The 23,555-nt window shown below is 65.1% G+C and carries 23 protein-coding genes; 12 read left to right on the forward strand and 11 right to left on the reverse strand.

Annotated elements, in window-relative coordinates; genetic code table 11:
- Window positions 1-39: 39 nt before the first annotated feature.
- The 3 genes from P3C50_RS19530 to P3C50_RS19540 all read left to right on the forward strand — a co-directional run bounded on the left by P3C50_RS19530 (window position 40) and on the right by P3C50_RS19540 (window position 1,774).
- Window positions 40-1,164 carry a class I SAM-dependent methyltransferase gene (locus P3C50_RS19530; RefSeq protein ID WP_275547228.1) on the forward strand — a complete coding sequence of 375 codons (1,125 nt, stop codon included), beginning with the start codon at window positions 40-42 and terminating at the stop codon, window positions 1,162-1,164.
- A gap of 68 nt (window positions 1,165-1,232) precedes the next feature.
- Window positions 1,233-1,490: a type II toxin-antitoxin system Phd/YefM family antitoxin gene (locus tag P3C50_RS19535; protein WP_197859164.1), complete on the forward strand. Its 258-nt coding sequence runs from the start codon at window positions 1,233-1,235 to the stop codon at window positions 1,488-1,490.
- On the forward strand, window positions 1,478-1,774 hold the full coding sequence (locus tag P3C50_RS19540; protein ID WP_275547229.1) for a type II toxin-antitoxin system RelE/ParE family toxin: 297 nt from the start codon (window positions 1,478-1,480) through the stop codon (window positions 1,772-1,774). The genes P3C50_RS19535 and P3C50_RS19540 overlap by 13 nt, the downstream gene beginning before the upstream one ends.
- A 3-nt stretch (window positions 1,775-1,777) precedes the next feature.
- On the opposite strand, the gene P3C50_RS19545 is transcribed toward P3C50_RS19540, so the two are convergent.
- From P3C50_RS19545 to P3C50_RS19585, 9 genes are all read right to left on the reverse strand, one after another.
- Window positions 1,778-3,097, reverse strand: a complete 1,320-nt coding sequence (locus P3C50_RS19545) for a TldD/PmbA family protein (protein WP_275547230.1) — start codon at window positions 3,095-3,097, stop codon at window positions 1,778-1,780.
- On the reverse strand, window positions 3,097-4,539 hold the full coding sequence (locus P3C50_RS19550; protein ID WP_275547231.1) for a TldD/PmbA family protein: 1,443 nt from the start codon (window positions 4,537-4,539) through the stop codon (window positions 3,097-3,099). Before P3C50_RS19550 ends, P3C50_RS19545 begins: the two co-directional genes overlap by 1 nt.
- Before the next feature lie 104 nt (window positions 4,540-4,643).
- Window positions 4,644-7,046 (reverse strand): TonB-dependent receptor, encoded by a 2,403-nt coding sequence (locus tag P3C50_RS19555; RefSeq protein ID WP_275547232.1) that lies wholly within the window; start codon window positions 7,044-7,046, stop codon window positions 4,644-4,646.
- 743 nt (window positions 7,047-7,789) lie between these two features.
- The gene (locus tag P3C50_RS19560) at window positions 7,790-8,710 is read right to left on the reverse strand and encodes a FecR family protein (RefSeq protein ID WP_275547233.1); all 921 of its coding nucleotides are present in this window, start codon (window positions 8,708-8,710) and stop codon (window positions 7,790-7,792) included.
- Window positions 8,700-9,200, reverse strand: coding sequence for an RNA polymerase sigma factor (locus tag P3C50_RS19565; protein ID WP_275547234.1), 501 nt, complete (start codon window positions 9,198-9,200; stop codon window positions 8,700-8,702). Before P3C50_RS19565 ends, P3C50_RS19560 begins: the two co-directional genes overlap by 11 nt.
- Before the next feature lie 119 nt (window positions 9,201-9,319).
- Window positions 9,320-9,469, reverse strand: a complete 150-nt coding sequence (locus P3C50_RS19570) for a DUF2474 domain-containing protein (RefSeq protein WP_197859157.1) — start codon at window positions 9,467-9,469, stop codon at window positions 9,320-9,322.
- A gap of 192 nt (window positions 9,470-9,661) precedes the next feature.
- Window positions 9,662-10,669 carry a cytochrome d ubiquinol oxidase subunit II gene (gene cydB / locus P3C50_RS19575; RefSeq protein ID WP_275547235.1) on the reverse strand — a complete coding sequence of 336 codons (1,008 nt, stop codon included), beginning with the start codon at window positions 10,667-10,669 and terminating at the stop codon, window positions 9,662-9,664.
- Between the two features lie 2 nt (window positions 10,670-10,671).
- Window positions 10,672-12,114, reverse strand: coding sequence for a cytochrome ubiquinol oxidase subunit I (locus tag P3C50_RS19580; protein WP_197859155.1), 1,443 nt, complete (start codon window positions 12,112-12,114; stop codon window positions 10,672-10,674).
- A 417-nt stretch (window positions 12,115-12,531) separates the two neighbouring features.
- On the reverse strand, window positions 12,532-13,809 hold the full coding sequence (locus P3C50_RS19585) for an acetyl-CoA C-acetyltransferase (protein ID WP_275547236.1): 1,278 nt from the start codon (window positions 13,807-13,809) through the stop codon (window positions 12,532-12,534).
- Between the two features lie 303 nt (window positions 13,810-14,112).
- Here P3C50_RS19585 and P3C50_RS19590 point away from each other — a divergent pair, with 303 nt between their 5' ends.
- On the forward strand, window positions 14,113-15,468 hold the full coding sequence (locus tag P3C50_RS19590) for a 3-oxoacyl-ACP reductase (protein ID WP_275547237.1): 1,356 nt from the start codon (window positions 14,113-14,115) through the stop codon (window positions 15,466-15,468).
- A 105-nt stretch (window positions 15,469-15,573) separates the two neighbouring features.
- Here the strand turns inward: P3C50_RS19590 and P3C50_RS19595 are convergent, their stop codons facing one another.
- A complete protein-coding gene (locus P3C50_RS19595; protein ID WP_275547238.1) occupies window positions 15,574-16,566 on the reverse strand; it encodes an AraC family transcriptional regulator in 993 nt (330 codons plus the stop codon).
- A gap of 187 nt (window positions 16,567-16,753) precedes the next feature.
- On the opposite strand from P3C50_RS19595, the gene P3C50_RS19600 reads away from it, so the two are divergent.
- The 7 genes from P3C50_RS19600 (at window position 16,754) to P3C50_RS19630 (ending at window position 21,208) form a co-directional block, all read left to right on the forward strand.
- Window positions 16,754-17,611, forward strand: coding sequence for a MaoC/PaaZ C-terminal domain-containing protein (locus tag P3C50_RS19600; RefSeq protein WP_275547239.1), 858 nt, complete (start codon window positions 16,754-16,756; stop codon window positions 17,609-17,611).
- Window positions 17,612-17,934: 323 nt separating this feature from the next.
- Complete coding sequence (locus P3C50_RS19605) at window positions 17,935-18,240, forward strand: nucleotide pyrophosphohydrolase (RefSeq protein ID WP_197859150.1); 306 nt, start codon at window positions 17,935-17,937, stop codon at window positions 18,238-18,240.
- Window positions 18,237-18,986: a methyltransferase domain-containing protein gene (locus P3C50_RS19610; RefSeq protein ID WP_275547240.1), complete on the forward strand. Its 750-nt coding sequence runs from the start codon at window positions 18,237-18,239 to the stop codon at window positions 18,984-18,986. The genes P3C50_RS19605 and P3C50_RS19610 overlap by 4 nt, the downstream gene beginning before the upstream one ends.
- A gap of 75 nt (window positions 18,987-19,061) precedes the next feature.
- Window positions 19,062-19,640, forward strand: a complete 579-nt coding sequence (locus P3C50_RS19615; protein ID WP_197859148.1) for a DUF4136 domain-containing protein — start codon at window positions 19,062-19,064, stop codon at window positions 19,638-19,640.
- Window positions 19,641-19,661: 21 nt separating this feature from the next.
- Window positions 19,662-20,216 (forward strand): DUF4136 domain-containing protein, encoded by a 555-nt coding sequence (locus P3C50_RS19620; protein WP_197859147.1) that lies wholly within the window; start codon window positions 19,662-19,664, stop codon window positions 20,214-20,216.
- A gap of 14 nt (window positions 20,217-20,230) precedes the next feature.
- The gene (locus tag P3C50_RS19625) at window positions 20,231-20,716 is read left to right on the forward strand and encodes a GNAT family N-acetyltransferase (RefSeq protein ID WP_275547241.1); all 486 of its coding nucleotides are present in this window, start codon (window positions 20,231-20,233) and stop codon (window positions 20,714-20,716) included.
- 42 nt (window positions 20,717-20,758) lie between these two features.
- Window positions 20,759-21,208, forward strand: coding sequence for a DMT family transporter (locus P3C50_RS19630; RefSeq protein ID WP_197859145.1), 450 nt, complete (start codon window positions 20,759-20,761; stop codon window positions 21,206-21,208).
- Window position 21,209: 1 nt separating this feature from the next.
- Here P3C50_RS19630 and P3C50_RS19635 read toward each other — a convergent pair whose 3' ends face one another.
- Complete coding sequence (locus tag P3C50_RS19635; RefSeq protein ID WP_275547242.1) at window positions 21,210-22,142, reverse strand: SdiA-regulated domain-containing protein; 933 nt, start codon at window positions 22,140-22,142, stop codon at window positions 21,210-21,212.
- Between the two features lie 251 nt (window positions 22,143-22,393).
- Here P3C50_RS19635 and P3C50_RS19640 point away from each other — a divergent pair, with 251 nt between their 5' ends.
- Window positions 22,394-23,521, forward strand: a complete 1,128-nt coding sequence (locus tag P3C50_RS19640; RefSeq protein ID WP_275547243.1) for a sensor domain-containing diguanylate cyclase — start codon at window positions 22,394-22,396, stop codon at window positions 23,519-23,521.
- Window positions 23,522-23,555: the final 34 nt, after the last annotated feature.

Here is a 23,555-nt window from a genome sequence, read left to right on the forward strand (position 1 = left end):
TGTCGCGCATTGTGCGGCCGGCAAACACTGACGGTTTCCATGCCTATTTTCACGACTCCCTTCGCCAGCCTCGAGCTGCTGCGCCAACCGCATCAGGCGAACGAGCCTCTGCAAGCTTTCGACGCCGCGGACGAGTATCTGCTCAACCATCTGTACGAGCAGGGCCTGCGAGCCGAGGACTCGGTGCTGCTGCTCAACGACAGCTTTGGCGCCCTCGCCTGTTCGCTGGCCAGGCGTTGCCGGGTGACCAGCAGCAGCGATTCGCACCTGGGGTTCCTCGCACTGCAGAAGAACCTCGCGGCCAATGGTTTGGGCAGCGATGCAGTGTCCTTTGTGCCGAGCTGCGAAACACCGCAGGGACCGTTCGACTGGGTGCTGATCCGCGTACCCAAAACCCTGGCGCTGCTGGAGGAGCAACTGATTCGCCTGCATGGCCAGTTGACGCCGAACGCCCGCGTGGTGGCCGGGGCGATGGTCAAGCATCTGCCGCGTGCGGCGGGTGATCTGCTGGAAGAATACGTCGGCCCGGTCCAGGCCTCGCTGGCGGTGAAGAAGGCGCGCCTGCTGACGGCCACGCCAGAAGTAAAGGCAGCTCCAAGCTCGCCCTACCCCACGCGTTACCGTCTCGACAAACCGGCCATCGAACTGCTCAACCACGCCAATGTGTTCTGCCGCGACGGCCTGGACATCGGCACGCGCGCCTTCCTGCCGCACATGCCGAAGCACCTCGGGCGCACCCGCGTCGCCGACCTTGGCTGCGGCAACGGCGTGCTCGGCATCGCCTACGCCCTGGGCAGCCCGCAGGCGCAGTTGACCCTGGTGGATGAGTCGTACATGGCCGTGCAGTCAGCCCAGGAGAACTGGCGCGCGGCGCTCGGCGAGCGCGCCGTGGAGATACGCGCCGGAGACGGCCTGGCAGAGCAGCCGGCCGACTCGCTGGATCTGGTGCTGTGCAACCCGCCGTTCCATCAGCAGCAGGTGGTCGGCGACTTTCTCGCCTGGCGCATGTTCCAGCAGGCCCGCGCGGCACTGGTCAGCGGTGGCGAGCTGTGGATCGTCGGTAATCGCCACCTCGGCTATCACGCCAAGCTGGCGCGCCTGTTCCGCGGCGTTGAGCAGGTAGCGGCCAACCCCAAATTCGTGGTGCTCAAGGCAAGCAAGTGATAGACGAATTGTAACGATGGCAGAGTATCACTAAAGTAGCACTTTCAATCGAACGCCGGTCAGCCATCATGAAAGTCGAGTTGGTAACCAACCTGAAGCGACATGCCACCAAGATCCTCGCGGACCTGCAACAGACCAAGGAAGCCGTGCTAATTACCGAGCATGGGCAACCCTCGGCCTATCTGGTGGATGTTCAGGACTATGAATTCATGCAGAAACGCCTCGCGCTGCTGGATGCCCTGGCACGCGGCGAACGGGCCATTGTGGAAGGCAATACCCTTAATCACGATCAGGCCAGGGAGCGGCTGGGCAAGTGGCTGAAATAGTCTGGACAAGCCCCGCCCTGGAGCAGCTCAACGACCTCGCCGAATACATAGCCCTCGATAACCCCGATGCCGCCAGAGCGCTGGTAGGCAGGGTCATGGACACCGTGTCGCGGCTAGCTCAGTTTCCTCTCTCCGGCCATGTACCAGAGGAGCTTCCTGGCTCCGTCTATCGCGAAGTCGTGGTGCCCCCTTGCCGCATCTTCTATCGGCACAGCGAGGAAAGAGTTTTCATCATCCACATCATGCGAGAGGAGCGCATGCTGCGCGCTCACATGCTCGGTTGAAACTCACAGCGTCAGGGTAAAGCGCGAAAGCAGCGCCCCCGGCAACGCCATGGAACCCGTCTGTCTGGCGCCGTAGGTGCCACTGGGCAGCAGCAGTTCCGGTTCGCGGGTCAGCGCCTCCAGTTGCGGGCCGAGGAACTCGAACAGCGAGTCGTCGAAGCGCATGGTGTCGACGGGCGCCTGGATCTGCCCGTCCTCGACCCAGAAGGTGGCGAAGCGGGTCATGCCGGTCAGGCGTCCGGCCGGCAGGTCGGAGAAATTGCCGTACCACAGGTTGCCGATGTACAGGCCGGTGCCTAGCCGTTGCAGCACCTCCTGCTCGTCCAGCTCACCACCGTGCATGCGCAACGACAACGGGTACTCGCCTCGGCAGGCGCCATTGGCGATCAGCCCGTACTCGGCGGCGCTACGCGAGCTGACCAGGCGCTCGCCGGATCGCCCCTGGCTGATCAGGCGCAACGGCTGGCGAGGTCCTTCGGCGGTGAAGGCTGGAGCCAGGCCGCCTTCGATGCGCTCTTCCATGGTCACCCGCGGGCTGAGTTCAGCCTTGCCATTGAACAGGCGCTGCAGGGGGCTGCCGCCGGAGGCCAGCGCCTGCGCGCCGAAGCCCCAGCAGAACAGGCTGACCAGCTCTTCCAGCGCCGCAGGCGTCAGGTAGGCACGGTAGGCCCCGGGCTGCAGCGCCCTGGCCGGGCGACCGAGAAATTCCAGCTGCTGCCGGGCGCCATCGAGCTTGCGGGCGAACGCCTGAGCGTCCCACTGCTCGCCGGCATAGGCACTTTTCACTGCCTGGCCGTTGTCGTGGAACAGGCTGAACTCAAGGTTGAAACTGCTCGCCGCGTACCAGCCGAACGCACCCCAGGAGCTGGCGAAGCCCTGATACTGCGGGCCGACAGCGAGGAATCCGACCAGGTCCAGGCCGCGCGCCGCGGCGACCACCTGCTGCGCCATGGCCGCACTGTCCAGCGGCTCGCCCACGGCCGCCAGTTCACTGCGCCAGGCCTCGCGGTTCAAGCGCAGATAAGGGTCATCATGCAAGGTCGGCAGCACGGCGCGCAGTTGCTGCAAGGCCTGCTGCAGGCGCGACGCGTCCTCGTCGAGCACACCGCTGAGCGCCAGCTTGTGCTCGGCGTGACGCTGCCCCTGGTACAGCGACAGGGTGGCGTACGCCTGCTGTACCTGCCCCGCCTGGCGCACCTGCCCGTGATTGAAACGGATGAAGCTGGAGTCCTCGGCGCCATAGGCCAGGGTGAAGCCCTCCTCGCTGCCGACCTGCGCCTGCAGTCGAGCCAGCAAGGCGCTGAAATGTTGCCGTGCGTCCATCAGGCAGCCCCTCCGAATACATCGATATCGGCGAATACGCAGGCGGGCGAGGCATGCCCGACGCGGATCACCTGGTTGGGCTCGCCCTTACCGCAGTAGGGCGTGCCGAGTACCTCGAAGGTACTGGCATCGCCCACCGCACGCAGGTTGCGCCAGAAGCGCGAGCTGATGCCGCGGTAGTTGGGGTTCTTCACCACGCCCTTGAGCTCGCCGTTCTCGATCAACTGGCCCCATTCGCAGCCGAACTGGAATTTGTTGCGCGCGTCATCGATCGACCAGGAGCGGTTGTTGCTCATTAAAATGCCGCGCTCAATGCCGCCGATCAGCGCGGCCAGGCTCTTGTCGCCCGGCTCCAGGTTGAGGTTGGCCATGCGGTCGATGGGCGGCCGGTTCCAGCTGCACGCGCGGCTGTTGGCGACGCCCGGCAGGCCGCTGCGCCACTGCGACAGCGCGCCGCCCAGCGGTCGCTGGAGAATGCCGTCACGGATCAGCAACTGGCGCTCGGCCGGCGTGCCATCGTCGTCATGACGATAGCTGGACAGCTCTCCCGGCACGCCCGGGTCGAAACTGACATTGAGTAGCGGCGAACCGTAGCGGTAGTGACCGAAGTCTTCCTGGCGAATGAAGCTGGTGCCGGCGAAGTTGCGCTCGTCACCGAGGATGCGATCCAGCTCCAGCGGGTGGCCGATCGATTCGTGAATCTGCAGGATCATCTGGTCAGGCATCAGCAGCAGGTCACGCGAGTCGTTCGGCGTGTTCGGCGCCAGCAGCAACTGCAACGCCTCATCGGCGATGCGCGCGGCACTGCCCGGCACACCCAGTTGATCGAGCACCTCGGCGCCACCCTGGCGCGCCAGGTGGCTGCCGCCGAAGCTGCGGCTCTGGCTGTCGCGCTCGTCACTGGCGGTCACGCCGACTTGTGGAAAGACATAACGCTGGGCTCGGCGCAGACGGGCGCCGGCACTGTTGAGGTAGATCTGTTCATGGCAGGTGAAGGTCAGCCCGACATGGCTGTCGACCAGACGCGCATCGCGGGGAATCAGCGCCGATTCGGCCATCAGCGACTCGAACCAGTGCGCGGCACCAGCCACCGGCTGGTCGTAACCGGGCATCACGTCATCGCTCAGCTCGGCCGGTTGCGCCAGGCTGGCGAGATCCAGCAGGTTATGTCCGGCCAGGGCTCGGGCCATCCGCTCGGCTCGCTCCAGCGCGGCCTGCAGGCCGGCCTGGCTGATGTCACTGGTGGCCACATAGGCCTCAACGCCGGCGATGCGCACGGTGAGCATGGCGCCGGCGTCATCGACGAAGGACGGTGCCTGCGCGACCCGCCGGCGCACCCAGTAGGACTCCCGGCTCTCCTGCACATGGCGCAGCGAGTGGAAATCGGCGGTGGTTCTCAGCGCGGCAAAGCGCCGCTCCAGGGTGTCGCTGAGGGCGAACATCGGGCCTCCTCGGCATGCGGCAAAGGAGGTCAGTATGAAAACAATCGTCCGGCGGGATCAACCGCCGGGCGAACACAGGCAGCTTATGCGCGGCGGCGGGCGTCTCAGAAATCGACGGTCGCCGACACCTTGAAGGTGCGCGGCGCGCCCTGGGTCAGGTAACCGCCGTTGGCCGACGCCCAGTAGTTCTCGTCGGCGACGTTCTCCAGTACCGCGTTGAAAGTCACCGCGCGCTCGTCCAGGCGTGTTTTGTAGCGTGCGCCCAGGTCGACGCGGGTCCAGGCGGGAATGCTGTAGTCGTTGCCGGCGTCGACGAACTGGCCACCGGTGCGCAGTAACAGGCCATTGAGGCTCAGACCGGGCACGCCCGGCACGTCCCAGTCGGCCGCGACGTTGAACTGGAACTCGGGCACCCCGACGGCCTGGTTGCCATCATTGGCACCACCAGCGGTGCCGCGCAGCTCCGCCTCCGTCCAGGTTGCTCCGCCCAGCAGACGCAGGCCGCTGAGCGGCTCACCGAACAGGCTCAGCTCGACGCCGCGGTTGCGCTGCTCGGCATCCACGCCGTAGTTGCCGTTGCCATCGATCACGCCCTGTGGCTGCTCGATGCGAAAGACGCTCAGGTTGCCGCCAAAGCGCCCCCAGTCCAGCTTCACCCCGAGCTCGGTCTGCTTGGAGCGATATGGCGCGAACATCGTCCCGCGGTTGTTCGCGGCATTGGGCGCGGTTGGGCCCTGCTGCAGCGATTCCACGCGGTTGGCATAGAGCGACAGGTACTCGAAGGGCTTGATCACCAGGCCGTAGGCCGGTGTGGTGATGCTCTCCTGGTAGTTGGAGGTACGGCTGCCATTGGCTGCGCTCCAGGCATCGGCACCGATGGTCTGGCGCCGAACGCCCAGGGTCAGCAGCACACGATCATCGTAGAAGCCCAGGGTATCGGACACGGCCAGGCTTTTGTTCTGCACCTTGGCAGTGGTATCCGGATCGTGCAGGTCGCCGGAAGGCGGGCTGGCCGCGGGCACCGGTACGGGCAGGCCCTCGTAGAGGTTGCCGTAGCCACGATTGCCAACAGCGGTGGACTCGAAGGCATTGCGCTTTTCCTGCCAGATGCCGTTGGCTGCCAGGTTGAGCTTGTGGCTGACCGGCCCGGTCAGCAGCTCGCCACGTAGGCCGGTGGCCACGCTCAGGGTTTCCTGATCCAGCGGCGAATACAGGCGACCGATGCGCGCCGCGCCATCGGCACCGTACACGTAGCTGGAGGCGTATACACCATTCTCCCGCGTGTACTTGCCGCCACCGATGAGGTAGGCCGTCCAGGACGGCGACAGGTCATACTCGGCGCTGAACATGCCGTAGGTATCTTCCAGCTGCGACCAGCTCCAGGGCTGCGCGTAGTTGTGACTGGAGTCCGGCGCCGAGGGCACCTTGCCGTTGAGGGTGGAGGTCGCGCCAGTGGTGGTCAGGTACACCACGGACCGGCCTTCGTTCACACGCTGCTTCTGGTAGCCCAGATCCGCCGCCAGGCGCAGGCGCTCACCACGGTAGTCCAGCGCCATGCTCGCCAGGCCGAAGCGCGAGTGTTCGTCATCGATGCCCGTCTCGCCCTCACGCTGCGCCAGGTTAACCCGTACACCGAAGCGGTTGTCCTCGCCGAAACGCTGGCCGAGATCCAGGTGCCCGCCTACCCGGCTATCGTTGGCGTAATCCAGGGTGAAACTGCGCGTCGGGGTATCCTCGGCGCGTTTGGACACCACATTAATCGCCCCGCCGACGCCGCTGCCACTGGGCGACACGCCATTGAGAAAGGCATTGGCGCCCTTGAACACCTCGACCCGCTCGACCGACTCGGTGGAGATGATCTGCCGGGGCAGGATGCCGTACAGGCCATTGAAGGCGATATCGTCGCTGAACAGCTGAAAGCCGCGCACGACGAAGACCTGGGAGAAGTTGCCGAAACCGTAGGACTGGCGCACACCCGGATCGCTGGCCAGCACGTCGGCCAGGGTCCGCGCCTGGCGCGTCTCGATCAGTTCGCTGGTGTAGCTGGAAAAGGCGAAGGGCACGTCCTGCATGTCCTGGTTGCCTAGCAAACCGATATTGGCGCCGCGCGCCACCTGGCCACCGGCGTACTCACTCGGCAGGTCGCGGCGGCCGTCGGCCTGGCCACTGACGGTAGTGGCACCCAGCTCCAACACGTCGTCATCCGCGGGGCGCGGGATCAGCGTAACGGTGCCATCGGCGCCGATGCTGAAGGTCAGGCCGCTGCCCTGTAGCAGCTGCTGCAACCCGTCACTGACGGAGTAGTCGCCCTTCAACGCGCTGCTGCCGCCCACGCCACGGGTCAGGCTGGCGTCGTACAGCAGGCGGACGCCGGCCTGCTCGGCGAAATCGGTGAGCGCCGAATCCAGGGGCTGGGCCGGAATATCGAGTTCGACGGCCTGTACCTGCGCGGCGGCAAGACCAAGGGAAAGCGCGATCAACGTCGGGAGGAAGGGAAACGAACGCATGCGGGTGTCCTGTGCTCTGCTGGCTAGTCATGCGAAGAAGTCGCATTTGCAGAAACAGAAGACGAAGGCGATTCGCATTCCTGAACCGGAAGCGCGATATTTTTGCGAAGAGAGGCCCGACACCGAGAACGTAGCCCGGATGAAATACGGGAGTGGTAGCGCGAATTGTTCCCCGGATTGCATCCGGGCTACGGATTTACCTGGTAATAGCCGTTCGCTTGCGCTCAGTTCGCGGACAAGTCCGCTCCCACGAATTCAGATATGTGGCCCGGATGAAATCCGCGGTGGTAGCGCGAATTATTCCCCCGGATTGCTTCCGGGCTACGGATTGATCTGGCGATGGCCGTTCGCTTGCGCTCAGATTCGCGGACAAGTCCGCTCCCACGAATTCAGATATGTGGCCCGGATGAAATCCGGGGTGGTAGCGCGATTGTTCCCCCCGGATTGCATCCGGGCTACGGATTGACCTGGCGATGGCCGTTCGCTTGCGCTCAGCTCGCGGACAAGTCCGCTCCCACAAATTCAGATATGTGGCCCGGATGAAATCCGGGGTGGTAGCGCGAATTATTCCCCCGGATTTGCATCCGGGCTACGGATTGACCTGGCGATGACCGTTCGCTTGCGCTCAGTTCGCGGACAAGTCCGCTCCCACAAATTCAGCAGCGCCGCTTGTCCTGTGGGAGCGGACTTGTCCGCGAGTTTTTCTGCTGCAGCCCGAGCGGTCCGATCCTACGCCCAGCTCATCAGCTGCGCGACGACACCAGCAGGACGCCCGGCAGCCGGGTCAGCTTGACCGGCAGGGCGGTCTCGATGGCGTGCAGAACCGCCTGCGGATCGTCCAGGGCGAACACCCCGGTCACCTTCAGCGCACGCGCCTGCGCGTCGAGGAACAGCACCTGCTGCGACTGCTGGCGCTGTAGCTCCTCGAACACTTCGGGCAGCGGGCGATCGCGGAACACCAGGCGGCCACGCTGCCAGGCCAATGCCCGGGCGCGGTCCAGCGGCTCCAGGGACTGCAGGCGCCCGCCTTGCCAGGCGATCTGCTCGCCGGCCTGCACGGCCCGCTCGCTGCCGCCAGCATCGCTGACCTGCACATGCCCCACGGTGACTGCGAGCAGTACCTGATCGCCCAGCAGGTTGACGTCGAAGCGGGTACCGGTGACGAGGATGCGCGCTTCGCCGGCCTCGATCACGAAGGGACGCGCCGCATCGGCGGCCACCTGGAAATCCACCTGGCCGCGGTAAAGGCGCACGCGGCGCAGGCCATCGGCGTTGGCGTCCCAGTCCAGGGCGGTGGCGCCGTTGAGCTGCAGCTGCGAGCCATCGTCCAACGTCACCTCACGGACCTCGCCGGCCTCGGTACGCACGTCGGCATGCCAGCCGGGCGGCGCCAGCCACAGAGCCAGCAGCAGGCAGGCCGCGGTGGCCAGGGGCAGCGGCCAGCGCCGCACACGACGCGGCATCGCCTGCACCACGGCAGGCGGGCGCTCGACCTGGCCGAGCAGCGTCCACAGGCGTTCCACTTCAGCCAGGGCGCTGGCGTGCTCGGCACTGGCATGGCGCCAGCGCTCGGCTGCCGCGCGATCGGCCGCGCTGGCCCGCCCGGAGTTCAGCAGCACCAGCCACTCCCGGGCCTGGCTGCGCAAATCCGCCTCAGTTGTCATCCATGCGTTCCTGGCAATATTCGAGGGCCTTGAGGATATAGCGTCCGGCCATACTTTCCGAGACGCCAAGGCGCTCGCCGATCTCACGCTGCGTGAGGCCGTCCAGGCGATTCCACAACAACGCCTGGCGCAGATGCTCGGGTAGCTCGCGCATCAGCGTCTGCAGACGAGCCAGGCGGCGGCTGTCCTCGGTGGCGCGTTCGGGTTCGGGGAGTTCGCTTTCCAGCGCCTCGTCGAGCGGCGCCAGTTGCGGGCGAGCCTGCTGCTGGCGGTGGTGGTCGATGAGCAGGTTGCGGGCGATACGGTAGAGAAAGGCGCGCACGTTGCCGATCTCCTCGGTCCGGCGCCCTTGCAGGCGCAGCCAGGTTTCCTGGCGCAGGTCGGCGGCGAGTTCGCTGCAGCGTGTCTGCCGGGTGAAGAAACGCAACAGCTCCGAGGAATGGCGCCGGAACAGCTCTTCGGGGGGCTGAGGATCGACAGGCAGGGACACGAACGCTACTCGGTGCCGGGAAAGGCCGAGAAAATATTACAGTTGGAAATGATTTTCAAACATATCCGACAGGCTATCGCACCCCTACTGACTCATGGGGGCGCCAGCCTTGCCAGCGTTCAACCCGGCGTACCGAGCCCCGCCGCGCTCATGAACTGGCGCAGCAGCCAGGCCACCGCGCCCAGCGTCAGCACGCTGGCCGTCCAGATCAGCACCAGCCAACCCAGACGCTGCAACAGGGGTTTCTTCTCTTGCTCGACCTTGGTCATATCGCCTCCTTCGAACTGATTCAACGCCTCGCGCTAGAGCCATGCGAGGCACAACGTAAGTAACGACCTCCGGCTAATCAAAGCAGGCGAGGATCGGCCGGAGTCGCGCTCGGTTTGACGAGCTGTAAATAAGCTGGCCGAGCCTGCTTTTAACGCCGCAGGGACGACGTACAGCAGGCTTTGGACCGGATCTCAATGATAACCGTCGTCCTGGGTCACCTTGCCGCGGAACACGTAATAGCTCCACGCGGTGTACATCAGGATGAAGGGGATGATGAGCAACGCGCCGACCAGCATGAAACCCTGGCTCTGCGGCGGTGCGGCAGCCTCCCAGATGCTGATCGATGGCGGGATCACGTTCGGCCACAGGCTGATGCCCAGGCCGCTGTAGCCGAGGAAGATCAGCACCAGGGTGAGCAGGAACGGCGAGTAGTTGCGGTTGTCGGCCACCGCCCGCAGCAGCGCGTAGGTGCACAGCAGCACCAGCACCGGCACCGGCATGAACCAGAACAGGTTGGGCAGGCTGAACCAGCGCTCGGCGATCGCCGGGTGCTCCAGCGGCGTCCACAGGCTGACTATGCCGGTCACCGCCAGCACCACGAATACCAGCGGCCGCGCCATATCGTGCATCTGCTGCTGCAGGCGGCCTTCGGTCTTCATGATCAGCCAGGTGCAGCCAAGCAGCGCGTAGGCCACGATCAGTGCCAGGCCGCAGAACACCGAGAACGGCGTTAGCCAGTCGAAGGCGCCACCGGCAAAGGTCCGGTCGACCACCTCGAAGCCGTCGATGTAGGCCCCCAACGCCACGCCCTGGCAAAAGGTGGCGGTCAGCGAACCGCCGATGAAGGCCTTGTCCCACAGGTGACGTTTCTCGGCCTTGGCCTTGAAGCGGAATTCGAAGGCCACGCCGCGGAAGATCAGCCCCAGCAGCATCAGGATCAGTGGCAGGTAGAGGGCGCTCAGCACCACCGAGTAGGCCAGCGGGAAGGCGCCGAACAGGCCGGCGCCACCGAGCACCAGCCAGGTTTCGTTGCCATCCCATACCGGTGCCACGGTGTTCATCATCACATCGCGCTCGCCCTCGTTCCTGACGAAGGGAAAGAGGATGCCGATGCCCAGATCGAAGCCGTCCATCACCACGTACATCATCACCCCGAAGGCGATGATCACTGCCCAGATCAGCGAAAGATCGATACCCATGTTCAACTCCTTTCCGGCAGCGTGTCGGACTCACCGTCTTGCGTACCCTCATCGGCAGCCGACAATGGCCGCGCCGGAGTACGAGGCTTGCCAGGCCCGCCTTCTTGAGGGGCTTCATCCCCCTCGTCGAGCTGCGGTCCCTTGCGCACCAGGCGCATCACGTAGCTGATGCCGGCGCCGAACAGGGCGAAATAGACCACCACGAACAACGCCAGGGTAAAGCCCAATTGGGTCGCGCTATGACCGGAGGAGGCGTCGGCGGTGCGCATCAGGCCATGGACGACCCAAGGCTGACGGCCGATCTCGGTGGTGTACCAGCCGGCGAGAATGGCAATCACACCGCTCGGCCCCATCCACACCGCCAGGTGCAGGAATGGCCGGCACGTGTACAGCCGATCACCACGACGCAGCCAGGTGCCCCACAGTCCGGTGAAGATCATCATCAGGCCCATGGCGACCATGATGCGGAAGGTCCAGAAGACGATGGTGGAGTTGGCGCGATCCTCCGGCGGGAAGTCCTTCAGCGCCGGCACCTGCTTGTCCAGGCTGTGGGTCAGGATCAGGCTGCCGAGCGCGGGAATCTCCACCTTGAAGCGGGTTTCCTCACGTTCCATGTCCGGCCAACCGAAGAGGATCAGCGGGGTCGGCTCGTCGCCAACGTTCTCCCAGTGGCCCTCGATGGCGGCGATCTTCGCCGGCTGGTACTTGAGCGTGTTGAGGCCGTGCAGGTCACCGATGACGGCTTGCACCGGCGCCACCAGCAGCGCCATCCACAGCGCCATCGAGAGCATCTTGCGGATCGCCGGGTTGTCACGGCCGCGCAGCAGGTGCCAGGCCGCCGAGGCACCGACGAAGAAGGCGGTGGCGAGGAAAGCCGCGGTGGCCATGTGCGTCAGGCGATAGGGAAACGACGGGTTGAACACTACGGCGAACCAGTCCACCGGTATCACCCGACCGTCGACGATCTCGAAGCCCTGCGGGGTGTGCATCCAGCTGTTGGAAGCGAGGATCCAAAAGGTGGAAATCAGCGTGCCGATGGCCACCATCACCGTGGAGAAGAAGTGCAGGCCCGGCCCGACGCGATTCCAGCCGAACAGCATGACGCCGAGGAAGCCCGCCTCGAGGAAGAACGCGGTCAGCACCTCGTAGGTCAGCAGCGGCCCGGTCACCGCACCGGCGAAGTCGGAGAAGGCGCTCCAGTTGGTGCCGAACTGATAGGCCATGACCAAGCCGGAGACCACGCCCATGCCGAAGTTGACTGCGAAGATCTTCGACCAGAAGTGGTAGAGATCGCGGTACAGCGTATTGCTGGTCTTCAACCACAGACCTTCGAGCACCGCCAGGTAGCTGGCCAGGCCGATGGTGATGGCCGGGAAGACGATGTGGAAGGAAATGGTGAAGGCAAACTGGACTCGGGCGAGATCGAGCGCCTCTAGGCCGAACATGTCACATCCTCATTCAGGGTTATTTCGGCCCCAGCACGCAAAGCCGATCCATAGACTCCAGTCTTGGAGTCAAACGAGCTGAAATTGTTCTTATTGAAGTGAACTGCAGCCAAAAGGCTACTGAGCAAAACACGAAATGACGCATTGATCTGGATCAATGCGCACTAAAAGACTAGCCGCTAAAGACACCGCAAGCGCTGTGGTGATTTGCCGCGCGACAGGCCACCGCAGCGTTCACCAAAAAAGCTTCGCCCCGACGCGGGGCTCCTACGAAAAGCGGTGGCCCCTACCTGTAGGAGCGGCACCCCGCCGCGAACGTGCGCGCAAAAAAAAGCGGCCACGCGCTAAGCGGGCCGCCAGAATCACGGAGTTGCTTACATCGAGTGAACGCGATGACTTACGCTCACCCGTATTGGATTACCGTTCGAGGATCGCGGTCACACCCTGACCGCCGGCGGCGCAGATGGAAATCAGACCGCGCCCCTCTCCAGCCACCGAGAGCAGCTTGGCCAGGTTGGCGACGATACGCCCGCCCGTGGCCGCGAATGGATGGCCGGCGGCCAGCGAACTGCCCTTGACGTTCATCTTGCTGCGGTCGATGGAACCCAGCGGCGCGTCCAGGCCTAGGCGCTCCTTGCAATAGTCGGCGTCTTCCCAGGCCTTGAGCGTGCACAGCACCTGGGCGGCGAAGGCTTCGTGAATCTCGTAGTAATCGAAGTCCTGCAAAGTCAGGCCATTGCGCGCGAGCAGACGCGGCACCGCGTAGACCGGCGCCATCAGCAGGCCCTCCTTGCCCTGAACGAAATCCACCGCCGCCGCCTCGCCATCGCGCAGGTAGGCCAGTACGGGCAGACCATGGGCCTGGGCCCACTCCTCGCTGGCCAGCAGCACCACAGAGGCGCCATCGGTCAGCGGCGTGGAATTGGCCGGGGTCAGGGTGCCGCGCGGGCCGCGCTCGAAGCAGGGCTTGAGAGAGGCGAGCTTCTCTGCGTTGATGTCCGGGCGCAGGTTCTGGTCGCGAGTCAGGCCGAGAAACGGCGTCATCAGGTCGTCCTGCCAGCCTTCGGCGTAGGCCGCGGCCAGCTTCTGGTGGCTGGCCAGCGCCAGCTGATCCTGCTCGTCGCGCGGGATGGCCCAGCGCTGCGCCATCAGTTCGCAGTGCTCGCCCATCGACAGCCCGGTGCGCGGCTCGCCGTTGCGCGGGATGTGCGGCGCCAGGTGGCGCGGGCGAATCTTCAGCAGGCTCTTGACCTTGTCACCGGTGCTCTTGGCCCGGTTGGCTTCCAGCAGAATCTGCCGCAGCCCCTCGTTGACGCCGATAGGCGCGTCGGAGGTGGTGTCGACGCCGCCGGCGATGCCGCAGTCGATCTGCCCGAGGGCGATCTTGTTGGCCACCAAAATCGCTGTTTCGAGGCCGGTGCCGCAGGCCTGCTGCAGGTCGTAGGCCGGGGTTTCCGGCGCCAGGCGCGAGCCCAGCACACACTCGCGAGTCAAGTTGAAATCTCGCGAATGCTTGAGCACCGCACCGGCCACCACCTCGCCTAGGCGTTCGCCGTGCAGGTTGAAGCGCTCCACCAGCCCTTCGAGGGCGCTGGTCAGCATCTCCTGGTTGCTCGCCCTGGCGTAGACGGTGTTGGAACGGGCGAACGGAATACGGTTGCCGCCTACGATGGCGACCCGGCGCAACTGGGCCATGAGGACTCCTTGCTGGTCGAAGAGCTGAATGAAATCAGGCATACACTTTAGCCTGCCGGCCACACAGGCAGGGCAATCGCCTGACCGGAAGGCCAATGTGGCTGAGCAAAAACCTGTGACACCTTGTAGGAGCGAATTTTTCGCGAATGAATTCGCGCCCACATCTTTTGGTCCAACAGGCTAAACCTCAGGCAGGCACGAACATTGGCCGCCTTGCCGGTGCATGAGGCAACAGAGTCAATTGCGCTTTGCCTGTCGCCGCGTACAGTGACACGACTTTCGATTCGCCCGCAGGAGTCTTTCATGTCCGATCGTTATCTCGCCTTCGCCAACTCCTCCACCGGCCGCCGCCTGGTTGGTGCCCTTGGCCTGCCGGCGCCAGTGCGCCTGGAACGCTGGATGGCCGGCCGCGTGAGGCCGGTGGACGGCGCGCTGCTGCTGGGCGGTGACGGCGAACTGCTGACGGCCGTGCTGCCTTTCGCCAACAAGCTCACTGATCAATTGTTCAGCGCTCGCGAGGGCCAACTGCAATTGCCACGCTGGACCGCCGAGCACGGTCCGAAGCTCAAGGCCCTGGTATTCGACGCCAGCCACCTGACCCGCTTCGAGCAACTGATCGAGCTGCGCGACTTCTTCCAGCCAACCTTCAAAGGCCTGGCCAACAGCCCGCGCGTGGTGGTGCTGGGCCGCGCCCCCGAGTCGCTCAAGGATCCCGTCGCCGCCAGCGTGCAGCGTTCGCTGGAAGGTTTCACCCGTTCGCTGGGCAAAGAGATTCGCCGCGGCGGCAGCGTGCAGCTGCTGTACGTCGGCAAAGGCGGCGACCAGCAGCTGGAAGGCGCGCTGCGCTTCTTCCTCTCGCCGAAGAGCGCTTACATCTCCGGCCAGGTGCTGCGCCTGGGCGCCTGCACCGAACAGGTCAGGGACTGGACGCGCCCGCTGGCCGGCAAGAAGGCGCTGGTCACCGGCGCCTCGCGCGGCATCGGCGCCTCCATCGCCGAAGTGCTCGCCCGTGATGGCGCCGACGTGGTGCTGCTCGACGTACCCCAGGCTGCCGACGCACTGCAGGCTCTGGCAGCGCGCCTGGGTGGGCAGGCGGTGACCCTGGATATCTGCGCCGAAGACGCGCCGCAGCGCTTGGTCGAGGCGCTGCCCGAAGGCCTGGATATCGTCGTGCACAACGCAGGCATCACCCGCGACAAGACCCTGGCGAAGATGAGCGATGCCTTCTGGAACTCGGTGATCGACGTCAACCTCAAGGCCCCGCAGGTGCTGACCCAGGCGCTGCTGGAGGCCGACAAGCTGCACGACAACGGCCGCGTGGTACTAATCGCCTCGATCAGTGGCATCGCCGGCAACATGGGCCAGACCAATTACGCAGTGAGCAAGGCCGGCGTGATAGGCCTGGCCCAGGCCTGGGCGCCGGCCCTGGCGAAGAAAGGCATCAGCATCAATGCCGTGGCGCCGGGGTTCATCGAAACGCAGATGACCGCGGCCATTCCGCTGGGTATCCGCGAAGCCGGGCGACGGATGAACTCCATGAGCCAGGGCGGCCTGCCGCAGGATGTTGCCGAAGCCGTGGCCTGGTTCGCCCAGCCCGGTTCGGGGGCGCTGAGCGCGCAGGTGCTGCGCGTGTGCGGGCAGAGTCTGCTGGGCGCCTGAGACCGCGGCGAGGGGCTGAAGCGGATCGCCGCCCAGGCGATTGACTGTGGTGGGAGGCGCTTCAGCGGCGACTGTCGCGGCTAAAGCCCCTCCCACAGGATGGCATCAGCCCTTGCCGCGCTTGCGAAACTCCACCGGCGTTTCGCCGACCCAGCGCTTGAACGCGCGGTAGAAGGTACTCGGCTCAGAGAAACCGGTGCGCTCGACGATCACCTCGATACGCTCGTCGGTCTTGAGCAGCAGCTCCTTGGCCAGGCGACAACGGTAGTCGGTGATCAGGTCGTTGAAGCGCACGCCAGCCATGGCCAGGCGCTCACGCAGGCGCCGCGCCGGCATGTTCAGGCGAGCGGCCACCTGCTCCAGCGTTGCGCCGCCGTCGACCAGCAGCTCGGCGATCAGCTCACGCACCTGGCGCACCAGATCCAGCCTTTCCACCTCTGCCAGTTGCCGCCGCGCCAGCGACTCATGCATGCGCAGCAGCTCCGGTGCCGCGTGGCGCGAGGCCTTGTCCAGCACTGCGGCGTCGAACAGCAGCGCGCAGTCCTCGGCGCCCAGGCGCACCGGGCAGCCGTAGATCGCCTGGTAGCGCTCGGCGGACGCGCCCTCGGCATGTATAAAGCGCACTTCACGCGGTCGGAAATCGTTTTCGGTCAGCGCGGCGAACAGGCGGATCACCGCGCCGGCGAGCATCTCCGGGAAGTGCCGCGGCGTATCGGCCTCCACGCCCAGGGTCAGCACGGCTATCTCGCCGTCTACGTCCAGCCGCGCATTGAGGGTATCGGAGAGCAGGCGCACGTAGCGCAGCGCATGGCGCAGTCCGGCGCCGAAGGTTTCGCTGGAGAGGAACAGGTATTCCAGCAGCAGGCCGTGAAAGGCCGGCAGGTGCTGGGCCAGGTACAGGCCGACATGCTCCTCGCCGCACTCTTCGCTGGCGGCCTTCCAGAACACGGCCTGGGCGGCATGAGGGAAACGGCCAGCGGGCAGCCCGCCGGGAGGCAGGCCGACATGCACCAGCACGCGGTCAGGATCGTTTCCGCTGGCGCGCAGGGCATCGATTACCGGGCGCATCAGCGCCACATCGTCGGTCAGATCACGCATGATTTCTGCTGTTGTTCTTATTCGTGAGCATTATTCGTGGGCCGCACCATCTTAGGGCTGCGGACCACCGTGCGCAAACACGCAGCAGACCGATTGACTGACCTGCACAGACGCCAGGCAGAACAGCCAATGACAGCGCAGGTCTGAGGGTTAAGCTGCTGTCATCCATTTGCCAAGGAGTTCGCCAATGGCCATCGACTGGCTCGATCTCGATACCCCACCGGCCCTGCCCGGCCTATTTCTGCGTGCCGCGCTGCGGCGCAAGGTGACAGGCCGTCAATTACCCGATATTGGCCTGCGCTGCCCAGTGATCGTGGACCCGAAGCACCTGGCGCGCTATCGCCAGGTCTGCGGCCTTGCCGAGAGCGCCTATCTGCCGCCGGTCTACCCGCACATCCTCGCCTTCCCACTGCAGATGCAGCTGCTCACCGACCGCCGCTTCCCCTTCCCATTGCTGGGTCTGGTGCATCTGGAAAACCGCATCCGCGTGCTGCGCCCGCTGGGTGGGTTGGGCCCGTTCCAGGTCAGCGTGCAGGCGACCGACCTGCAGCCGCACGACAAGGGCGCCACGTTCAGCGTGATCACCCGTCTGGAAGACCAGCTCGGCCTGCTCTGGCAAGGCGACAGCCGCATCCTTTGCCGCGCCCTGCGCCTCGACGGACAGCCGCAGCCCCGAGCCGAACAGGAGCCCCTGCCGCTGGCGCCGCTGACCGACTGGGCCGCCCCCGCCGATACCGGCCGGCGTTACGCCCGCGTGGCCGGCGACTACAATCCGATTCACCTGCATGCGCTGACGGCACGACTGTTCGGCTTCCCTCGCGCCATCGCCCACGGTCTGTGGAACAAGGCGCGCAGCCTGGGCGCGCTGCAGGCACACCTGCCGCAGGCCGGCTACGAAGTGCAGGTGCGCTTCCAGAAACCGGTGCTGTTGCCCACTCACCTGGCGCTACAGGCCAGCGAACCGGCTGCAAGCGGCCAGTTCCGCCTGATTGGTGAAGACGATACGCCGCATATGGTCGGAAGCTGGCAGCCGTTGATTGCCTGACGTAGCCCGGATGCAATCCGGGTGGATATTCTCGACACGCGCCCCCGGATTGCATCCGGGCTACGGGCCATGCTGGGGAGAATGATTCAAGCGGCGCCAGTATTACCGGGTAACCCTCTCCCCCGGCCCTCTCCCGCAAGCGGGAGAGGGGAGACAACCCGCGCGCCCTTCTAGCCTGGATGAAATCCGGGGCTGCCCGCCGCTGGCTGGATTGATCGCGGCTGAAGCCGCTCCTACACCATGCAAGCCCCGCCTTTCGCGCACCACACCTTGCAGCGCGTAGCGTTCGAGCCGAAGCTATGCGGCTCGAAAGGAGCCGCCCCATGAACATCGCTGCACTCACCGCGCGCATGCACGCCATTCGCGATCACAACGACTGGCGCCGTTACCAGAGCCCGAAGAACCTGGCCATGGCCGCCAGCGTGGAAATGGCCGAGCTGGTGGAAATCTTCCAGTGGCTGAGCGAGGAACAATCCCGCCAGTTGCCTCCCGACCAGCTCGCGCATGCCGGCCAGGAAGTGGCCGACGTGGTGCTCTACCTGCTGCAACTGTGCAGCGAGCTGGGTCTGGATATGAATCAGGCCGTGCTCGACAAGCTCGCAGACAACGAACGGCGCTTTCTCAAATGAGCGACCGCCACTTCGACGAACTCGCCACCCGCTTCGCCGAGAAGATCTACGGCGGCGCCAAGGGGGCCATCCGCCTCGCCGTGCTGCAGGCCGACCTGGCCGAAGCGCTGCCGGACCGCCCGTTGCGCGTGCTGGATGTCGGCGCAGGGCTTGGCCACATGAGCCTGTGGCTGGCCCAGCGCGGCCATCAGGTCACTCTGGCAGAACCTGCCGAACCCATGCTCACCGGGGCACGTCAACGCTTCGCCGAAGCCGGGCAGAGCGCCACCTTCATCCAGGCGCCCTGGCAGGAGCTGCTCGGCCAGCTGCAGGGACCCTTCGATCTGGTGCTGTGCCATGCCGTGCTGGAATGGCTGGCCGAGCCGGCGGCCATCCTGCCGCTGCTGCACCAGCTGACGGCCAAGGATGGATGGCTGTCGCTAGCCTTCTACAACAAGGACGCGCTGATCTATCGCAACCTGCTCAAGGGGCACTTCCGCAAACTGCGCAAGGAACGCTTCGCTGGCGAAGGCCAGAGCCTGACCCCGCAGCGCCCGCTCGATCCGCGCGAGCTGGACACGCAACTCAGCGAATACTGGCAGGTCGAAAGCCGTAGCGGCGTGCGCGTATTCCACGACTACATGCCGCAGGAATTCCAGGCCAAGGCCGAGCTGATCGACCTGCTGGAAATGGAGCTGGCCCATCGGCGCCACCCCACTTTCGCCGGCCTGGGCCGCTATCTGCACTGGATCTGTCGGCCGACCTGAGCACATTGGACGAAGCCGACAGCCCGGCGTAGCCTGAAGCCATCGGGGATGTCGCGCGCGACCACGGAGACGACCATGCGCACTGCCATAGCCATACTCATCCTGCCGCTGCTGGCCGCCTGCCAGAGCCAGAACCCCTACCAGGCCGAGTCGCTACCCATGCCACCGGCGCCGCCCGAAGCGGCCACGACCTTCGACCGCAGCGCCTACCCGGCAGCGCCGCGCGATTACGGTCGCTACCGCAACTGGAGCTGGCTGGACGGCCGCGTGCCCAGCAGTGAACTGGCCGACGGCGTCAGCGCCGGTCTCGATCAATACGGCCTGCGCCCGGCGCTCAACGGCCCCGGCGATGTGCTGGTCAGCGCTCGCATCAGCCAGGAAACCCGACTGCGCCAGTATCAGGACAACGTCGGCGGCTACTATGGCACCGGCAGCGACTGGGATCGTCGCTACGGCGCCTACGGCAGCGTACCCATCGTGCGCACCTACGAGCAGAAAGTGGCCGTGGTGCGCATCGAACTGATCGACCCACGCGACCGTCAGGTGGTCTGGTCCGGTAGCGGTGAAGCCGTGGCCGGCAAGGATCAGGCGGCCCAGACCGATGCCATGCGCGTGGCTATCCGCGCAGCGCTGGACGGTTATCCCCCTTATTGATCGACCGTTCTGGAGAACGACATGCGTACCCTGCCCTACCTGCTTCTCGCCTTGCTGCTGAGTGGTTGCGCCAGCGTCAGCCTGGAGCGCGACTTCGACCCCAGTCGTGATTTCGCCGCCTATCGCACCTGGAGCTGGATGGACGACAAGCTCGCCTACCAGCCCGATGACGCCCGCCTGAAGAGCGACATCACCGAGGCGCGCATCAGCCAGGCCGTGGCCGAACAACTCGACCAGCGCGGCCTGCGTCAGGCCACCGATGGCAAGGCCGACCTCAAGGTGCAGAGCGTGCTGATCGTCGACCAGCGCCAGGACCAGATCACCACCCAGTACGGCGGTGGCTGGGGTGGCTATTGGGGCGGTTACTGGGGTGGCCCGGCCTTCACCGAAACGCGCCGCGTGGACTACAAGGTCGCCACTTTGCAGATCGACCTGTACGACGCCAGGGACGGCAAGCTGGTATGGCGCGGCAGCGGCGAGCAGATCATGCGCAGCCAGCCGCCGACACCCGCCGAACGCGAACGGGCGATCCGCGAAACCGTGGCCCAGGTGCTCTCGCAATATCCACCGCGCTGACAGGGCCAACCGGTTTGAACGCGAACCTGCAACACCGCCCGGCCACGGCCGCCGACCTCGGCGTCGTGGCCGGTTTCCCGCAGAACCTCGATGAGCTGTTCTTCTGCTACCCCAGGGCCACCTGGCCGCTGGGCGTCGACCAGCTTGCCGCCACCGTCGCCGAGCGGCGCGAAAGCACCGTGGCCGAACTTGCCAGCAGAGTCGTCGGCTTCGCCAATTTCTACCAATGGCAGCATGGCGAATTCTGCGCCCTGGGCAACCTGATGGTGGCACCCTGGGCCCGCAGCCAGGGCGTGGCCCAGTACCTGGTGGAAGTGATGGAAACTTTCGCGCGGGAACGCTATAAGGCGCCGCTGATGAAGGTGTCCTGCTTCAACGCCAACGCCGGCGGCCTGCTGCTCTACACCCGCCTCGGCTACCGCGCCGCCGGCATCGTCGAACGCCGCGCGCCGGACGGCAGCCGCGTGGCGTTGGTGCAGCTGGAAAAAGCCCTGCTGTAACGCCCTCGCCGCAAAACCCGATTGTCCTCCCTGGAGTTACCCATGAACCATCTCAGCGGCTGGTTGCTGGCCCTGCCCTTTCTCGCTGGCGCGGTGCTGCCTCTGCAGGCCGGTATCAATGGCCAACTTGCCCGTCACCTTTCCAGCGTCTTCGCCGCTGCGCTGATTTCCTTCGCCGTTGGCAGCCTGGCGTTGCTGCTGATGACCCTGAGCCAGCGCGAGCTGCCCGGCCTTGGCGCGCTCAAGGAGCTGACCTGGTGGCACTGGAGCGGCGGCCTGCTCGGCGCCTTCTTCATCGCCACCGCAGCCTTCGCCGGGCCGCGTGTTGGCGCGCTGCTGTTCATGGTGCTGGTGATCGCCGGCCAACTGGCCATGGCCATCACCCTCGACCATTTCGGCTGGGCCGGCTTTCGCGAATCCCCCGTCACCCTGGGCAAGGTGGCAGGGCTGGCATTGATCGTCGCCGGAATCTGGATGATCCGGCGCGGCTGAATCACTTGCGCTCAAAGCGGTAGAACAGGTTGGGCTCGCTGGCGAGGTACAGGGTGCCCTGGTCATCGAAGGTCACCCCTTCGCCCTGCGGCACGCTGTCCTGCAGGCCGGCAAAGCCCCCAAGCAACGAGCGGAAGCTGACCAGGCGGCCGTCACGATCCAGCTCGACCAACAGCTTGGATTCGTCGCTCAGCGCCACCAGATGGCCGGTGCGGTCATCGAAGTGCACCGATGCCAGGTCGGTGACCGGCATCTGCTCGACCCATTCCTGTCGATCTATGATTTCCAGGTCGAAGTCGCCAGCCATGCTGCGCTTGAGTCCGCGAATCTCGTAGAGCTTGCGCGGCGAGTGTTCCTTGACCACGAACAGGCGGTCACCCGCACGGTCGTAGCCCAGCCCCTCGAAGCCCTCGTTGCCCCCCAGGCCGATGCCCAGCGTCAGCGCACGACAGTCCTCGCGAAACAGCGGCCCCGGTTTCTCCGGTGCCCGCACCATGACCAGCGCGTGGTTGCGCTCCTCGGCCAGCAATAGCAGGCCGTCGCCGAGATAGGTCACACCTTCGACATCGGAAAAACCGCTCAGGGGATAACGGCCCAGCAGCTCGCCCTCACGATCGAGCAGCAACAACTGCTCCGGATTGTTCACCACCGCCCAGATCTGCTGACGATCGTCGTCGTAGCTCAAGCCGGAAAAATTGTCGGTCACGCCGCCAACAGCTTTGGCATCGATGCTCACGCGGTATTCGGGTAGCCACAAACTGCGCGGTTCCCAGGTGTCTTCGTACCAAATGGTCTTGGCCCAGAAATACAGGCGATCATCCAAATGCAGATCGCGCACCTGATGAATGGCCAGCAGCGAGAACAACAACAGCGCCCATTTCCATGGACTCACGACAGGTAGCCTTCCTAGCCTCCCCATAATGGCGGACAGCATCGAAAGCTCTCGCATTAAGTAGTGGATACGCCGCAGTGTGCCGGACCGATGTTGCAGTTGGTCGACTCCCAGGCACATTTGGGACAGCCTGATGTTAGAGCGGTTCAGCCCGCCAAGCGGAACAAAGGTAACCAAGCGTGATTAGCACTCTCGCCAACGTCTACTTACCGCACGGCGGATACTGGCATTGCGACATGATTTGCCTCGTCAAACGCGCTATGCTCCGGCGAGCAGCTTCTGTGATCACAAAAATGACCAATGCCGAAGTACCGCTCCAGCCCAATACCTTTGCCCTGTGGCGTGAAGTGGATGACACCCGAATTCGCACGCGCCTGGGGGGTATCTTTTATCTGCTCGCCTGGCTTCTGACCTGGGTCTTCAGCGCTGCGCCGGGCGAGCTGATTCTTGGCGGAGTGCTAGGTTGCGCGCTATTCGGCGCACTCCTGGCGGCACGTCTGCTGCACCGGCCCGATGGTCTGAGCAAGCCCGAGCAATTGCAGCGCTGGCTGGATCGTCACTGGGGGCTGATCCTCTTGACCGCGCTGTGCTGGGGCCAAGCTCACGCCCTGGCGCTTTACAACGATGCCTATAACGATTCGGAAATGGTCGCCACCCTGGCCACGGTGGCCTTCAGCACGGCGATGACCTTCAACTTCGCCATGCGCCGTGGCCGCGCGCTGCTGGCGCTGGGGCTGCTCTACCTGCCAGGCCTGCTGGTGATGGCGCTGAACTGGCAGCAACAGCACGCGATGCTGATCACGCTGACCTTTTACCTCGGTTATCTGGTGCTGGTACTCGGCCGCAATCACCGCGAATACCGCGCCACGCTCGATTTGGAATTGAAGCTGCTCGAGCAGCAAAATCAGCTCGACCTGCTCAGCCGCACCGATAGCCTGACGCAGCTGGGCAATCGCTATCAGTTCAACAACCTGTTCCCCAGCCTGGTGGCCAACGCCGTGCGCCAGGGCGAACCGTTATCGCTGGTGCTGATGGACATCGACTTCTTCAAGAAAGTGAACGATGAGCATGGCCATGCCGGCGGCGATGCCTGCCTGAGCGCGTTCGCCGAGCGCATGCGTAAGGTGTTCCGTCGCGATGCCGACGCACTGCTGCGCCTTGGTGGCGAGGAATTCGGTGTATTGCTGCCCGGCACCACCCTGGCTCAGGCATGGGACCTGGCAGAGCACTTTCGTCAGGAACTGGAGAACGAAGGCCTGCTGCTGGCCGGCCAGCGCCTGGAGCTAACGACCAGCCTCGGCGTCGGTTGCTTCAGCAAACGGCACGATGGCGACGCCGACGCCTTCTTCCGGCGCGTGGATGGCGCGCTGTATCGCGCCAAACGTGAAGGCCGCAACCGCCTAGTCGCGGCCGATCACTGAGGCACGGCGGCCTCAGGATCGCGCGGGGTTTAAG

Origin of the sequence: Pseudomonas sp. Marseille-Q0931 (genome assembly GCF_940789645.1) — a bacterium.
Classification (GTDB): domain Bacteria; phylum Pseudomonadota; class Gammaproteobacteria; order Pseudomonadales; family Pseudomonadaceae; genus Aquipseudomonas.